11 protein-coding genes are annotated in these 13,910 nt (G+C 60.5%); 7 read left to right on the top strand and 4 right to left on the bottom strand.

What is annotated here, in order from left to right; all coding sequences use genetic code 11:
* Window positions 1–14: 14 nt before the first annotated feature.
* Both CENDO_RS06965 and CENDO_RS11345 read left to right on the top strand, forming a co-directional pair.
* Window positions 15–1,331 carry a DUF4921 family protein gene (locus CENDO_RS06965; RefSeq protein WP_210726521.1) on the top strand — a complete coding sequence of 439 codons (1,317 nt, stop codon included), beginning with the start codon at window positions 15–17 and terminating at the stop codon, window positions 1,329–1,331.
* 67 nt (window positions 1,332–1,398) lie between these two features.
* Entirely contained in the window at window positions 1,399–1,521 is a 123-nt protein-coding gene (locus CENDO_RS11345) for a hypothetical protein (protein WP_281276119.1), read from the top strand.
* Between the two features lie 20 nt (window positions 1,522–1,541).
* On the opposite strand, the gene CENDO_RS06955 is transcribed toward CENDO_RS11345, so the two are convergent.
* Both CENDO_RS06955 and yaaA read right to left on the bottom strand, forming a co-directional pair.
* Window positions 1,542–2,537 carry a S41 family peptidase gene (locus CENDO_RS06955; protein WP_136141388.1) on the bottom strand — a complete coding sequence of 332 codons (996 nt, stop codon included), beginning with the start codon at window positions 2,535–2,537 and terminating at the stop codon, window positions 1,542–1,544.
* A gap of 69 nt (window positions 2,538–2,606) precedes the next feature.
* Window positions 2,607–3,365 (bottom strand): peroxide stress protein YaaA, encoded by a 759-nt coding sequence (gene yaaA, locus CENDO_RS06950; protein ID WP_136141387.1) that lies wholly within the window; start codon window positions 3,363–3,365, stop codon window positions 2,607–2,609.
* A 46-nt stretch (window positions 3,366–3,411) separates the two neighbouring features.
* Between yaaA and CENDO_RS06945 the strand changes: the two genes are divergently transcribed.
* Complete coding sequence (locus tag CENDO_RS06945; RefSeq protein WP_136141386.1) at window positions 3,412–5,193, top strand: proline--tRNA ligase; 1,782 nt, start codon at window positions 3,412–3,414, stop codon at window positions 5,191–5,193.
* A gap of 413 nt (window positions 5,194–5,606) precedes the next feature.
* On the opposite strand, the gene CENDO_RS06940 is transcribed toward CENDO_RS06945, so the two are convergent.
* Both CENDO_RS06940 and CENDO_RS06935 read right to left on the bottom strand, forming a co-directional pair.
* Window positions 5,607–7,652, bottom strand: coding sequence for an MMPL family transporter (locus tag CENDO_RS06940; protein ID WP_246014204.1), 2,046 nt, complete (start codon window positions 7,650–7,652; stop codon window positions 5,607–5,609).
* Window positions 7,653–7,677: 25 nt separating this feature from the next.
* On the bottom strand, window positions 7,678–8,541 hold the full coding sequence (locus CENDO_RS06935; RefSeq protein WP_136141384.1) for a hypothetical protein: 864 nt from the start codon (window positions 8,539–8,541) through the stop codon (window positions 7,678–7,680).
* A 60-nt stretch (window positions 8,542–8,601) separates the two neighbouring features.
* Between CENDO_RS06935 and rimP the strand changes: the two genes are divergently transcribed.
* The 4 genes from rimP to infB all read left to right on the top strand — a co-directional run bounded on the left by rimP (window position 8,602) and on the right by infB (window position 13,839).
* Window positions 8,602–9,171, top strand: a complete 570-nt coding sequence (gene rimP, locus CENDO_RS06930; RefSeq protein WP_136141383.1) for a ribosome maturation factor RimP — start codon at window positions 8,602–8,604, stop codon at window positions 9,169–9,171.
* A gap of 4 nt (window positions 9,172–9,175) precedes the next feature.
* Window positions 9,176–10,198: a transcription termination factor NusA gene (gene nusA, locus CENDO_RS06925; protein WP_136141382.1), complete on the top strand. Its 1,023-nt coding sequence runs from the start codon at window positions 9,176–9,178 to the stop codon at window positions 10,196–10,198.
* Window positions 10,199–10,535: 337 nt separating this feature from the next.
* Window positions 10,536–10,832, top strand: a complete 297-nt coding sequence (locus CENDO_RS06920; RefSeq protein WP_136141381.1) for a YlxR family protein — start codon at window positions 10,536–10,538, stop codon at window positions 10,830–10,832.
* Between the two features lie 157 nt (window positions 10,833–10,989).
* Window positions 10,990–13,839, top strand: coding sequence for a translation initiation factor IF-2 (infB, locus tag CENDO_RS06915; RefSeq protein ID WP_136141380.1), 2,850 nt, complete (start codon window positions 10,990–10,992; stop codon window positions 13,837–13,839).
* Window positions 13,840–13,910 lie beyond the last annotated feature (71 nt).

The raw sequence follows: 13,910 nt of genomic DNA, 5'->3' as shown, positions 1-13,910 counted from the left end.
TAGGATCGGGGACTATGAGTGAACAGCTGTTTAGCCGTATTGAGCCAATCCAAACCATGGCCGATGGCACAGTAAAACAGGTCAATCCATTCTCCGGCACGGAGGTATGGACCGTTCCGGGCAGAGGCAACCGTCCACTGTCCCAGCCAGGGGAAGCCCCGCAAGAGCTTGACGCCGACGCTAATAAGCACACCTGCGCATTTTGCAGTGAGCGCCTCATGGAAACCCCGCCGGAGAAATCCCGGATTCTAGAGGATGGAACCATCCTGCGCGGGGTTCAGGTAGGTCAGCTCCATGCCACGACGCCATTATTTAGGCGGGTTCCCAACCTTTTTGAAATCCTGTCCTACGAGTATTGGCACGCGAACTACGGCTACGATATGGATGAACCGTCCCGTTTGCGCATGGAGGGGTACATGGCCGATCCGCAGGGGCGCAAACACGTGCTAGACACCGTGAAATTCAAGCGCAAGGCGGCACAACTTGATCCGGAGGTGTCCGAAGAGCAGCTGCTTGAACAGGCGGATAACTTCTTTGGCGGTGGCCATGACATCATCATTAGCTCCCGTCACTTTGTAGAAGGGGCAACTAACTCTTCCCAGCTTGCATCCTCCGGCACCCTTAGCCCGGATGAGCATGCGCTGCTCATCGGCTTTACGGTGGATTCCATTCGGGACTTGTATGAGCGCAACCGCTATGCCTCGTACGTTGCGGCGTTCCAAAACTGGCTCAAGCCGGCCGGAGCATCCTTTGAGCACCTGCACAAGCAGCTCGTGGCCGTTGATGACCGTGGCATGGCCTCTACTCGCGAGGTGCAAATGCTGCGGCATAACCCCAATATGTACAACGAGTGGGGAGTGGACTACGCCGCATCCCGGAACCTAGTTATCGCCGAAAACGAGCACGCGGTGCTCTTCGCCGGGTTTGGACACCGATATCCAACACTAGAAGTCTTCTCTAAATCCGCCCAGTGCGAACCATGGCTGCAGAGCCCGGAAGAAATCCGGGGCGTTTCTGACTTAGTCCATGCTGCACACGCCGCGGTTGGGCCAGATGTTCCATGCAATGAGGAATGGCACCACAAGGCGCCAGTGGTGGACGTGTCCCAGCCTTGGCGGGTAATGATTAAGCTGCGCATCTCAACGCTGGCCGGTTTCGAGGGCGGAACCAAGATCTACATCAACACCATTTCCCCTTGGGACCTGCGTGACCGCATCGTGGACAAGCTGTACATGCTGCGAGATGAAGGCAGTGTAGCTAGCGGAATACGCGTGGCTACGGAGTGCCGCCTCGAGCGCAACTCGCTGCTGTATAACCCTGTCCTGGGATAGGGCACCTAGGCCAATGGTGAAGGACGGGCAGTCGCGGGGTCCCACTTTTCCGTACGGTGGGAAGTAAATGCTTCCTTCTCTAAGGACAGCGAATGCCATCAACCACGCTGAAATCCCAGATGCGATTGACAAGCCGCATCAGGGCGGCGTAGTGGGCCGTTTTATCGCGGTGTATGAAGGCAATGAGTAAGTCTTGCGCGGGCTTGATATTTAGCTCGTGCACTGGCCGTTGAGCCAAGCACGGGCTTCTTTTTCTGCTTCGGTGGTCTCTACGTCAGGGGTGATGGGCGCTTCCTCGTACACGTGACCGGTGCGGTCCCGATATTGGAGCGTGGTGATGCGGACTACGGCACCATCCGGCATCTCGAAGGCTTGGTTCGCGGAGGCATAACCGGCGGTAGGGGTGCCAAAGGACTGGGCGTTATCCAGCCCGGCGAAAGATACTAGTACCGCTTCGGCGGAACTTGCGGTCAGATTATCGGTCAGTAGCGCTACGGGTACGTTGTGCTTAGAAATACCTGTTACTTCGGTCGGGGAACCGCCGCCGGTCACCGAACCTCCAGATACAGTTACCTGGCTGATGTTGCCTTCGCCGCCGTAGAACTCCATGGCGGTGCCGTCGGCAAGGATGGGCGAAAGCCCGGCCAGCATTGGCCCCATATCGCCACCGGTATTGCCGCGCAGATCCACAATTACACCGCACGCCCCGGCGTGCAGCTCATCGTCAAGCCCGCGGGCTAGCGTTTCCGCGTAGGCAGGGCCATCACTGGAAAAACCATCAAGTGCGGGCACGGTAACCGTCACAATAGAGTTCTGAGCGTTGACTGATGGAGACTGTGCCGGGCTTTTCTCCTCCGACTCAGCCAATTGGTGTGGGGAGGAAATGCCAGAATGCTTGCCGCCCGCGGCCTTCAATGCCGCGTCAAGCGGGCCGTAAATATCCTCATAAGATTGGGCGTTTTCTGCCGCGTCGAGCGCGGCCCGGCGCGCCGGGGCATAGTCCGGTGAGTTGCGGTGAATTGCCTTCTGGTCCGCTACGCGAAGTACGGACTCCACGTACGTAGTGGGGGATGGCTTGGTCAGGAAGACAGGCTTTCCCACGACGTTGGGGCCATAGATGGGGCCGTAGAAATACACGGCCGCTACGGCGATGATGGCGGCGATGAGTGTGAACCCTGCGCAACCAATTGCAAGTTTCTTTGGCATGCCCTTAAGGATAGATGAAAATTTGTGTCAGTACGTCCAGAGTATCCCTGAAATTAAGGCTGGCGTTTTCTAAGGGGTTACCACCAAAGTCAGCTCCAGGGAGCCCGCCTTGGGGCCTTCCACCGTCATGCCTGCGGAAGTAGCAATGGCCTCGACGTCCTCAATGCTGTGCGCGTCCTCGCCGGATAAGGCCAGCACGCGGGCAAGCTCACCTTTGTAGTGCTTGTTAAAGTGTGAGACTACTTTGCGGGAGCCGTCGGGCTGAATGGCCTCCACGCGCACCGTCACGGCGTCCTTGACCTTGCCGAGGGTCTGGTACGTGCCGGAACGCAAGTCAATAATGAGTTCGCCTTCTCCGTCGCAAACGTTGGTCAATGCATCGGTAATTGCCGTACCCCAGCGCTTCTTCATGGTGGGGGTGGGCGAACCGTCGCGCGCGGGCAACTTGGAACCACCGGACAGGCGGTAATGCGGAATGGGATCCGTGGCGCGGACTACACCAAAGAGCGCGGAACCTACCGCGAGCCGTTCAAGCGCTTCGCGCGGCAAGGACGGGGCGTCCAGGGCGTCATACAACACGCCCGTGTACCGGTAGATTGCGGGCATGGTGGGGGATGCCTCGAGGGACTGGTTGCTTTCCGCCTCCGGGCGCAGTTTCTCTGAGAGTTTTAAAGCTGCCAACGCTTCATCCACATCCAGTGCCTGCAGGTCAGCGGCGATATCCTTGCGGATGTCCGTGAGCTCCGTGAATGACAGTGTGGTGTAGTCAAGCGGTGCGCCATCGCCGCCATGGGCCTTGGTTTCCGACGGGGGAAGAATAATGAGCATCCCCCAAGAGTAACCGGCACGGCTGTAGGGGGTATATTTTTACACCATGATTACACGTCTTTCTGAGCTATTCCTGCGCACCCTGCGTGAGGACCCTGCCGATGCTGAAGTTCCTAGCCACAAGCTGCTGGTTCGGGCCGGCTACGTGCGCCGCGCGGCGCCCGGCATTTACTCGTGGTTGCCTCTGGGCCTGCGCACGCTGCGCAAGCTTGAAGGCGTAGTGCGTGAAGAGATGAATGCGATTGGTGGGCAGGAACTGCTGTTCCCCGCGCTGCTTCCGCGTGAGCCGTATGAACTTACCAACCGCTGGAATGAGTACGGCCAGGAACTCTTCCGCCTCAACGACCGCAAGGGCGCCGATTACCTGCTTGGCCCGACGCACGAGGAGATGTTCACCCAGGCCGTTAAAGACCTGTACAACTCCTATAAGGATTTCCCGGTAACCCTGTACCAAATCCAGACCAAGTACCGCGACGAGGCACGCCCGCGCGCTGGCATCCTGCGCGGCCGCGAGTTTGTCATGAAGGATTCCTACTCCTTCGATATGTCTGACGAGGGCCTCGATGAGTCCTATGCGCGCCACCGCAAGGCATACCAGGCGATCTTTGACCGGTTGGGCATCAAGTACTCCATCTGCCAGGCAACCTCCGGCGCAATGGGAGGCTCCGCGTCCGAGGAATTCTTGGCTCATTCCGAAAACGGAGAAGATACCTTCGTCGTTTCCTCCGACGGCGAGTACGCGGCCAACGTTGAGGCCGTCAAGACCCCGGTTCCCGCCGAGATCGACGCCACGGGCCTGCCTGAGGCGCAAGAATATGAAACCCCCGATTCAGAAACCATCGAGGCCTTGGTCGAATGGGCGCGGTCTAAGGGCATCACCATCGATGGCCGTCCGGTTGAAGGCTCCGACACCCTGAAGTGCATGATGATCAAGGTGACGGAGCAGGTAGTACCGGAAGGGGAGAAGGAGCCGATCGAGCAGACCGCCCTAGCCGCCGTGCTCATTCCGGGCGATCGTGCCCTGGATGAAAAGCGCCTGGAGGCTTCCCTGGAACCCGCCACGTTTGAGCTTGCGTCCGAGGAGGACTTTGCCTCCTCCGACTTCCTGATCAAGGGTTACGTTGGCCCTCGCGCGCTCAACGCCAACGGAGTGCGCGTGTACGCGGACCCACGCGTGGTCAATGGTTCCTCCTGGATTACCGGCGCCGACGCTAAGAACCGCCACGTGGTGGGCTGCGTTGCCGGCCGTGACTTCACCGTCGATGGTTACGTCGAGGCGGCGGAGATTCTAGAAGGCGATGAGGCTCCCGAGGGGCACGGCACCTTAAGCCTGGCTCGCGGCATTGAGCTTGGCCACATCTTCCAGCTGGGCCGCAAGTACACCGAGGCTATGGACGTTCAGATCCTTGATGAAAACGGCAAGCGCGCGGTTCCAACCATGGGCTCCTACGGCATCGGTATTTCCCGCATGATGGCCGTTCTGGCGGAACAGCGCCATGATGACAAGGGCCTGAACTGGCCGGTTGCAGTTGCGCCCTACCAGGTACACGTTGTCGTGGCCAATAAGGATGCCGCCGCAATTGAGGCCGGTGACAAGCTGGTCGCTGACCTCGATGCCGCTGGCGTGGAGGTCCTCTTCGATGACCGCCCGAAGATGAGCCCCGGCGTTAAGTTCAAGGATGCTGAGCTTTTGGGCATGCCTTTTGTGGCCATCTTGGGCCGCTCCTTCGCGGATGGGATCATTGAGCTGCGCATCCGCGGCGGGGAGACCCTCGAGGTTCCCGCCGAGCAGATCGTAGACAAGCTCCTCGAGCTCCTGCGCGATTAATCCGCGCGGCTGACAGCCACCCTGGGCCCCGCATCAATTATTTGCGGGGCCCAGGGTGGCTTTTTGGTTCGGCGTGCTGGGGTTAGGCCCGTTGCTGGGCCCTTGCCCGCACCATGACTTGATGTTGCGGCGCCATAGCCCCCGGTTGCCTCTAGTTAGGTGTTTCTAGTTAGGGCGGGGACGTTTCATTGGGCGCCTCGATAGGGACGTTGGGGCCACGCGGACGAATAAGGTCGGTACCGCCGCGGTGGCCGGAGGCCGGGCTTAAACAATGCCGCTTAGGGCTCAGAGGTGTGGCGCGGGGTAAGGCCTGTGGAGGAAGCGGACTAAAACACAAAACGCCGGCGGCCGCAATGGCGCCGGCGTTTAGCAGCGTTCCTAATCCAAGAAGCGCTTGGATACTTTAGTGAGGGTTACTTGCTCACCCGAACCCCAGCCGCGTTCACGTACTCACCGCGGCCCGCCGCGGCGGCATCGGCCGGGGTGTCCTTGGCTGGCTTTGCCGGCCACCAGAACTTCTCGCCCAAAAGCTGGACGAGCGAAGGCACTAAGATGGTGCGGACGATGAGCGTATCCAGCAGCACACCGATGAATACGGTGATGCCCAGCTGCGCCATGACCACCAAAGGCAGGACGCCCAGGGCGGCGAATACGGCCGCCAGCAGGATACCCGCGGAGGTGATCACACCGCCGGTTGCAGACAGCGCGGTAAGGATTCCCTCCTTGGTGCCCTGCTTCCCAGCTTCTTCGCGGGCGCGGGTGACCAGGAAGATGGTGTAGTCAATACCCAGCGCCACCAAGAACACGAAGGCATAGAGGGGGGTCAGCGAATCGAAGCGCTCGAAACCCAGGAGGGAGGTGGAAATCCACCAGCTCAGGCCCAGGGCCGCGACGTTGGTCAGCAGGACGGAAGCAACCATGATGACCGGTGCCACGAACGCGCGGAGCAAGACCAGCAAGGCGATGAAGACTAGGCCAAGCACCAGTGGGAAGATGACCTGGCGGTCATCGGCGGCGGCTTCCTCAGCATCGAAGAGCTGGGCGTCCTGGCCACCGATGAACACATTCTCACCGGCGAATTCGGAGCGAAGCTCCTGGAAATTGAGGCCATTGACCTGGAGCAGGGTCCACTGCGCGGGGTCCTGATCTGCAGGGGCGTACTCTGTTTCGCCCTGCGGCTGCGGGGTGCCGCCCATCGCCTCGATGGCGGCGGTGGTGGATTCAGGATCAGTGGTTGCCACCAGTGCTGGGGTTGCGGATTGTTCTGGGAAACGGTTACCAAGGTCCTCTGCGGCGGTGATGGACTCAGGGGTATCCAGGAACTGATCCGCCTGGTTTAGGCCGGTTGAGGACTGGAAGTAACCGATAGAGGACAGGCCAAGAATGACCAGGGAAACAATCGCGATTGGCAAAGGCTTGCGGCGCACAAAGCCACCCACCTTGTCCCATAGCTTGTGGTCCGGTTCTTCGCCGGCGACGGGCTTCTTGGGCCAGAAGATCCAGCGGTCGAACAGGACAAGGATGCCCGGGAGGCAGAATAGGGCGAATACCCAAGCCACCACGATGCCGGCCGCCGAAGCCAGGCCGAGACCCTTGGTGGTTCCCACGGAGGACGCGAGCAAGCACAGCACGCCGATGATTACGGTGGCGGCCGATGCGGTGACGGTCTTCAAGGTTGGAAGCCACGCGCGGGACATTGCCTCGAAGCGGTCATCGGTGCCCGTAAGCTCATCGCGGTAACGGGAGATGAGCAGCAGCGCATAGTTGGTGCCTGCGCCAAAGACCAGAACGGACAGGATGCCCGCGGTGGAATCGTCCCATGGGATGCCCGCGGCATCCAGCACGTAGGTAAACAGGATTGCCGCCGCGCGGTCTGCTACCGCGATGACAATGAGCGGGATGAGCCACAGGACGGGGGAGCGGTAGGTGATAATCAGCAGTACGGCAACGATTGCCGCGGTCACGCCCAGCAAGATGAAGTTGGCGCCGGAGAACACGTTTGACAAATCGGCCTGGATGGCGGCCGGGCCGGTGACCTGCGCCCTCATGCCCTCGGGGGCCTGTTCCGTGGCGGAATCGCGAAGGTCCATGACCTTGTTCTTATTCTCGTTATAGCCGGTGGACTCGATCTGGACCGGCACCATGGCCGCATTGAGCTCCTCATTAGGGATGAGCGGCCCGCCGAGTTCTTCGGCGATCCCCTGCAACTCGCCGAGCTGCTCACGTCCAAGCGTGGCACCGTCCTCTTCCAGCTCGAACAAGACTATGGCTGGTTGGGCCGATTTTCCGCCGTCAGAGTTTTCCTCAGAAATTTGTGCCTGGAGGTTGGCCGTAACGGTGGATTCGGCGTCGCTCGGCAACGTAGCGGTAGTGGTGTCTGGTTTTTCAACTCCGGGCAGTGCCATGGCGGCGCAACCCAAAAGAAGGATAATAAGCGCAATCCAACGATTCACGCGCATTTTTTGAGCGGTCATTCCTTGGACCCTAGTGGACAGTTGTCATGCCAGCTACTTTGGCAACCCACTTAACCCATTCGGGGTTGAATTGAGACACCGTGTCTATACGGCTTGAAGTGTTGGAACTCCCCATCGCCAGGGCAAGTTGCTCACGCCAGAATGTTGCTTCGGCGGATAGGGACTCGTTAACGAAAGCGGCCGCGGAGGCGGAATCTATAGGCATGTCGCGACCCTGAGACGTGTAGGCCGGAAGTTCCGCGGGGGCGGATTCTGCGTTCGCCAACGCGGCCTGCAATTGACCGATGCGCCCCTCCGCGGAGGCGATCGCCTCATCGAGCGCGGGAATCTGCTCGGTTGGCACGAAAGCGCGGGCAAAATCCAAGCCGTAGACATGGGCGTACTCCCATTCCAGTAGCTTCGAGGCCTGTTCGATGAGCGGCGAGTCGCCCTCGAGCACCGGTGCGTTAACCCCGGCGAGCTCGGACGGCTGCGCATGGGCTAGATCCGCTGCCTGGGTGGCTAGGAGTGGGCGGGATTCCTCGGGCGCATCCTGCGCGTTATCTATAAGCACGTCTAGCGGTAATCCAGTGGTTGGTTCCGGTTCCATCTTGTCACTGGCGCATGATGGCAGGGGTGTGCCATCCTCGCGCACGCCGCACACGCGCTCGATTTCGGCAAAGAGTTCGCCCGAGTGCTTAGCCAAAAGAGAGGTGACCTCCTTGGGCCACTTCCCGGCGGCGTTATCCTCGGCGTAGTAAGCAAGATTGACTAACGCCTGGTCCGGCTTTGGACCTAGGGCCTCTGCCGCAAAATCGGCAACGCCGCAACCGGTTAGGGCCGGGATGAGTGCCACACAGGCGGACAGGGTAAAAATGTTCTTGCTGCGATTCACGGATCAGACTGTACCGCGTTGCTTGATCGCGTTGTTTAGTTAGGCACTATTGTTAGGCGCATGGCATTCCCAGAATCACAACAACTCCATCAACTGCTGGAGGGGCTACTGTCCCCGCAAGGAATTGACGTGGAAGACGTCAAAACCACCAAAGCCGGCAAGAAATCACAAGTCATCATCCGGCTGGATTCTGAATCACGCCCATCGTCGGATGACCTCGAACGCCTAAGCGGTGAAATTGGGGCTTTCTTCGACGCGAAGGAGGCGGCCGGCGAGTTGAACTTTGGCGCGGGCTACACGTTAGAGGTCTCAACTCCGGGCGTGGATCTGCCACTGACCGCTCCACGTCACTGGCGTAGGAATCGCGGCCGGGCCGTTGCGGTGGAACACGTTGGCGAAGAGAATAAGCCCACCTTGTGGCGCATTGGAGCCCTGAGTGATGATGAGCAATCAGTTACCCTCATCCGCAGCGAGAAGAGGGATATTATTGTTCGGCAGAGCCGATTGGAAAATATCGCCCGCGCGGTGGTAGAAATTGAGTTCTCCCAACCCCCGGCCGCCGAGGCTGAGGTGGCAGCACAAGACTTCAACCTAGTGGCCAAGGAATACTTGGCTCGTCGAGAGGATTAAACAAGTGAATATTGATCTTGCAGCACTGCGCAATATTGAGGCCGAGCGCGAGGTGCCAGTTGCGGAATTGCTCAAGGCCATCGCGGGAGCTCTGCTCTTTTCCTACCTGGATTACCGTGACTCCGCCCCGTCGGAGAGCTCTAAGTCCCGTGTGGATATTGACGATAAAACTGGTCAGGTCAATGTCATTGTTTCTGAGATAGACCCAGAAACCGGTGAAGTCATCGACGAGTTTGATGACACCCCAGAGAACTTTTCGCGTATCGGCGGCCAAGCTGTGCGTGATGCGATTGTCAAGCGCCTGCGTGAGGCCGAGGCGGAGAAGGCCTTCGGCGAGTATGCGGAGTTGCAGGGCAAGGTAGTCTCCGGCATCGTTCAGCGCGACGTGTACGCGAATGAGCGTGGCATAGTCGTGGTCCAGCTGGGTACTGAGCACGATTCCCAGGATGGAATCATCCTTCCCGCGGAACAGATTCCAGGCGAAAAGCTTAAGCACGGCGACCGCGTGAAGGCGTACGTGGTTGGGGTTACCCGCAACGGCGCGAAGCTTCAGATCAACCTCTCCCGCACCCACCCTGAACTGGTGCGGGGGCTGTTCGAGCTGGAAATCCCTGAGGTTGAGGAAGGCTCTGTTGAGCTGGTTTCCATCGCCCGTGAGGCCGGCCACCGTTCCAAGGTCTCGGTCATTGGCCACGCCAAGGGGCTTAATGCCAAGGGCGCATGCATCGGTCCTCGCGGCCAGCGCGTAAATAACATTATGTCCGCGCTAGGCGGGGAAAAGATTGACATCATCGATTTCAATGAGGATCCGGCCGTGTACGTAGGCAACGCGTTGGCGCCCTCCAAGGTTGTCCGCGTTGACATCATTGACCAGGACGCGCAGGTTGCGCGCGTGACCGTGCCCGATTACCAATTGTCGCTGGCCATCGGCAAGGAGGGTCAGAATGCGCGTCTCGCCGCCCGCTTGACGGGATGGAAGATCGATATCCATTCTGACGCTGACGAACTGCCGCGGGAGCTGTCCTAAACTCAGTCCTATTCTGCCCCTCTTGTCTGGGGGCGAAGGCCCAGCGCTATTCGGAGGACTCGGCCCGCCGTCCCCTTGGCGGGGGAAGGCCAGTCCCGAGTGCTGGGCCTTTGGCTTGCCGCCGGGGAGGAGGGGACCGGGAGGAGGCTTTGAAGCAAACCGGCCACGGAACTGTGTGCAACCGGGCTGGAATACACAATCAGCCTTTTTTGACGTACACTGATCGGTGGCCCATATGCAGATGGGACCGCGTTGTAAGGCTTGATGTCTCATTCAAGACGGTGGCGTTAACGTGCACTACATGTGTGCTGCGCCGCGGGTAAGGAGTTGAATGGTTATGACCAACATTCGCTACCGTACCTGTATCGCGACGCGTTCCAAGCGCCCCGATGATGAGTTGCTCCGCGTGGTTATCAGTCCTGATGACCCGGAGCGCCGAACCGTCGTGGCCGATCCGGACCGCCGGCTCCCTGGGCGGGGAGCCTGGATTTACCCGGACCTTGCTGCATACGAGCTGGCGGAGAAGCGTCGTGCATTTGCGCGCGCGCTCCGCGTGTCCACCCCGTTGGACACAGGTCATGTTCGTGAGTTTCTGGAGGCCGGTAAGACCCTGGCCAACCGGGAACGCGGGTGAGGGTTATCACTCCCTCGAGCCTAGAGATAAAAGGAAGACCGAACACTGATGAGCGCACAACGATGAAGCATCAGCGATGAAAGTCACTATCAATCACTAGGAGCAGCGGAAGCTTATTCGAGCGCCGCTGGCTCCTAGACCAACTACAAGGAGACAAGTGCCCGGAAAGCTACGTGTTCACGAGCTGGCTAAGCAGCTCGGCGTAACCAGCAAGGAACTACTCGCAACCCTGAAGGAACAGGGCGAGTTTGTGAAGACCGCTTCTTCCACCATCGAACCACCGGTGGTGAAGAAGATGCGTTCCTACTACGAGGAAAAGAACGGCGGCGCGGATGCCGCTTCGCAGGCTGGGGAAGCGCCTCAGGCTGCCAATAATCAAAAGTCAGGCAAGGCCGCCAAACCACAGGCCGCTAAGTCTGCCGCTCAGCCGCAAGCGGCAAAACCCGGGGCGCCGAAGCCTGGTGCGGCCAAGCCAAAGCCGGCCCAGCCGGCAACCCCATCGCCTGCGGATGCCGCGGCGGCGAAGGCAGCTAAGCCCGCTAACGACGCGCCTAAACCGGGCGCGCCAAAGCCTGGGGCTCCGAAGCCAGGTGCTCCTAAGCCGGGCCCAGGCAAGGCAGCGGATAAAAACGCTGAGAAGCCGGCAAACCAGGGGGAGGGCAAGCCGGCCCCAACCCCACGCTCCATGCCGAAGCCAGGCGGCACCCGCCGCGTTGCTAATAACCCATTTTCTACCGGTGCGGGCGACCGTCCCGGACCTCGCCCAGGCGGCTCCAAGGGCCCACGACAGGGCGGAAAACCGGGCGGCAAGCCTGGCGAGGGTCGCGGTGGCCAGGGCGGTCGCGGTGGCCAGGGTGGTCAGAACCGCGGCCAGGGTCGTGGCGACGGCGGTCAGGGCGGCGCACGCCGCCCAAGCCCCGCAATGATGCCATCCCATCCAAACCCGGCTGCAATGCCTTCCAAGTCTGCAAACCAGGGCGGCGGCGGTCGCGGCCGTGGCGGACGCCCAGGCGGCCCAGGCCAGGGCGGCCCGGGCGGCGGTGGTTTCCGCGGAGGCGGCGGTGGCCGTGGCGGACGCCGCGGTGGTACCGCCGGCGCGTTCGGCCGTCCGGGTGGCGCTCCACGCAAGGGCAAGAAGTCCAAGCGGCAGAAGCGCCATGAGTACGAGGCAATGCAGGCACCTAACGTCATTGGTGGCGTACGCCTGCCTGACGGCGGCGGCTCCAAGGTGCGTCTGCGCCGCGGCGCGTCCCTGTCTGACTTCGCTGAGAAGATCGGCGCGGATCCGGCGGCATTGGTACAGGCACTGTTCAACCTTGGTGAGATGGTGACCGCTACCGCGTCCGTTTCCGAGGAAACGCTGCAGCTTCTGGGCGCCGAAATCAACTACGAAGTTGAGGTTGTCTCCCCAGAGGATGAGGACCGCGAGCTGCTCGAGTCCTTCGACCTACAGTTCGGCGAGGATGAAGGCGGGGAAGAAAACCTCGAGTCCCGTCCTCCGGTCGTTACCGTCATGGGTCACGTCGACCACGGTAAGACCCGCCTGCTCGATACCATCCGTAAGACCAACGTTGGTAGTGGCGAGGCCGGTGGCATCACCCAGGGCATCGGCGCATACCAGGTCGATGTCGAGGTTGGTGGCGATGAGCGCACCATCACGTTCCTGGATACCCCAGGTCACGAGGCGTTTACCGCAATGCGTGCCCGTGGTGCAAAGTCCACTGACCTGGCGATCTTGGTTGTTGCCGCCGATGATGGCGTGATGCCTCAGACCGTTGAGGCAATCAACCACGCCAAGGCTGCGGACATCCCGGTCGTGGTCGCTGTGAACAAGATCGATAAGCCTGGCGCTTCCCCAGACAAGATCCGTGGCCAGCTCACCGAGTACGGCCTGGTTCCTGAGGAGTACGGCGGTGAGACCATGTTCGTGGACATCTCCGCTAAGCAGGGCATTAACATCGACGGCCTGTTGGAGGCGGTCATCCTGACCGCCGACGCGGCGCTCGAGCTGACCGCCAACCCGGAGATGGATGCCCAGGGCGTGGCTATCGAGGCCCACCTGGACCGCGGCCGTGGCCCTGTGGCCACCGTTATTGTCCAGCGCGGCACCCTGCGTGTCGGCGATTCCATTGTCGTCGGCGACGCGCACGGCCGCGTCCGCCGCATGACTGATGAGTTTGGTCAGGACGTCGAAGAGGCCGGTCCGTCCCGCCCAGTCCAGGTTCAAGGCCTCAATGGCGTACCTGGCGCGGGCGACAACCTGCTCGTTGTCGAGGACGACCGAGTGGCTCGCCAGATCGCGGCACAGCGCGACGCGCGCAAGCGTTCCGCGCTTCAGGCCAAGGCACGCAAGCGCGTCTCCCTTGAGGATCTGGATGCGGTCCTTAAGGAGACCTCGACCCTCAACCTCATCCTTAAGGGTGACAACGCCGGTTCCGTTGAGGCCCTCGAGGACGCGTTGCTGGACATCGAGATCGACGATGAGGTTCAGCTCAACATCATCGACCGCGGTGTTGGTGCCGTAACCCAGACCAACGTCTCCCTGGCGGCCGCTTCCGACGCCATCATCATCGCCTTCAACGTTCGCGCTGAGGGCAAGGCGACTGAGGAGGCTAACGCCGAGGGCGTGGATATCCGCTACTACACCGTTATTTACCGTGCAATCGAAGAGGTTGAGGCCGCTCTTAAGGGCATGCTCAAGCCAATCTTCGAGGAGCGCGATACCGGTGCCGCCGAAATCCGCGCGCTGTTCAAGTCCTCCGCCGTTGGTACCATCGCGGGCTGCATGGTTACCGATGGCAAGGTCAAGCGCAACGCTAAGGCACGCCTGGTTCGTGACGGCAACGTCATCACCTCCGACGCGAAGATTGAATCCCTGCGTCACGAAAAGGATGACGTTAACGAGATGGCTGCCGGTTACGAGTGCGGTATGACCCTGTCTTACCCAGACATTCAGATCGGTGACATCATCCAGGTCTACGAAGAGGTAGAGGTACCTCGCGACTAAACCGGGCTAACCGGTCCGGAAAAGGCTTTTCTTAGTCTCGCGGGCGCGGGATGCAAGCGCAAAAGCGTTCT

It is taken from the genome of Corynebacterium endometrii, assembly GCF_004795735.1.
GTDB lineage: Bacteria > Actinomycetota > Actinomycetes > Mycobacteriales > Mycobacteriaceae > Corynebacterium > Corynebacterium endometrii.
Note: the sequence above shows the minus strand (reverse complement) of the source record. Positions and strands in the feature narration are given on the sequence as shown.

Bases quoted from the DNA above. Each gene is read 5' to 3' on its own strand.
- CENDO_RS06965 (WP_210726521.1), top strand. From the start codon at position 15: ATGAGTGAACAGCTGTTTAGCCGTATTGAGCCAATCCAAACCATGGCC.
- CENDO_RS11345 (WP_281276119.1), top strand. From the start codon at position 1,399: ATGCTTCCTTCTCTAAGGACAGCGAATGCCATCAACCACGCTGAAATC.
- CENDO_RS06955 (WP_136141388.1), bottom strand. From the start codon at position 2,537: ATGCCAAAGAAACTTGCAATTGGTTGCGCAGGGTTCACACTCATCGCC.
- CENDO_RS06945 (WP_136141386.1), top strand. From the start codon at position 3,412: ATGATTACACGTCTTTCTGAGCTATTCCTGCGCACCCTGCGTGAGGAC.
- yaaA (WP_136141387.1), bottom strand. From the start codon at position 3,365: ATGCTCATTATTCTTCCCCCGTCGGAAACCAAGGCCCATGGCGGCGAT.
- CENDO_RS06920 (WP_136141381.1), top strand. From the start codon at position 10,536: ATGACCAACATTCGCTACCGTACCTGTATCGCGACGCGTTCCAAGCGC.
- rimP (WP_136141383.1), top strand. From the start codon at position 8,602: ATGGCATTCCCAGAATCACAACAACTCCATCAACTGCTGGAGGGGCTA.
- CENDO_RS06940 (WP_246014204.1), bottom strand. From the start codon at position 7,652: ATGCGCGTGAATCGTTGGATTGCGCTTATTATCCTTCTTTTGGGTTGC.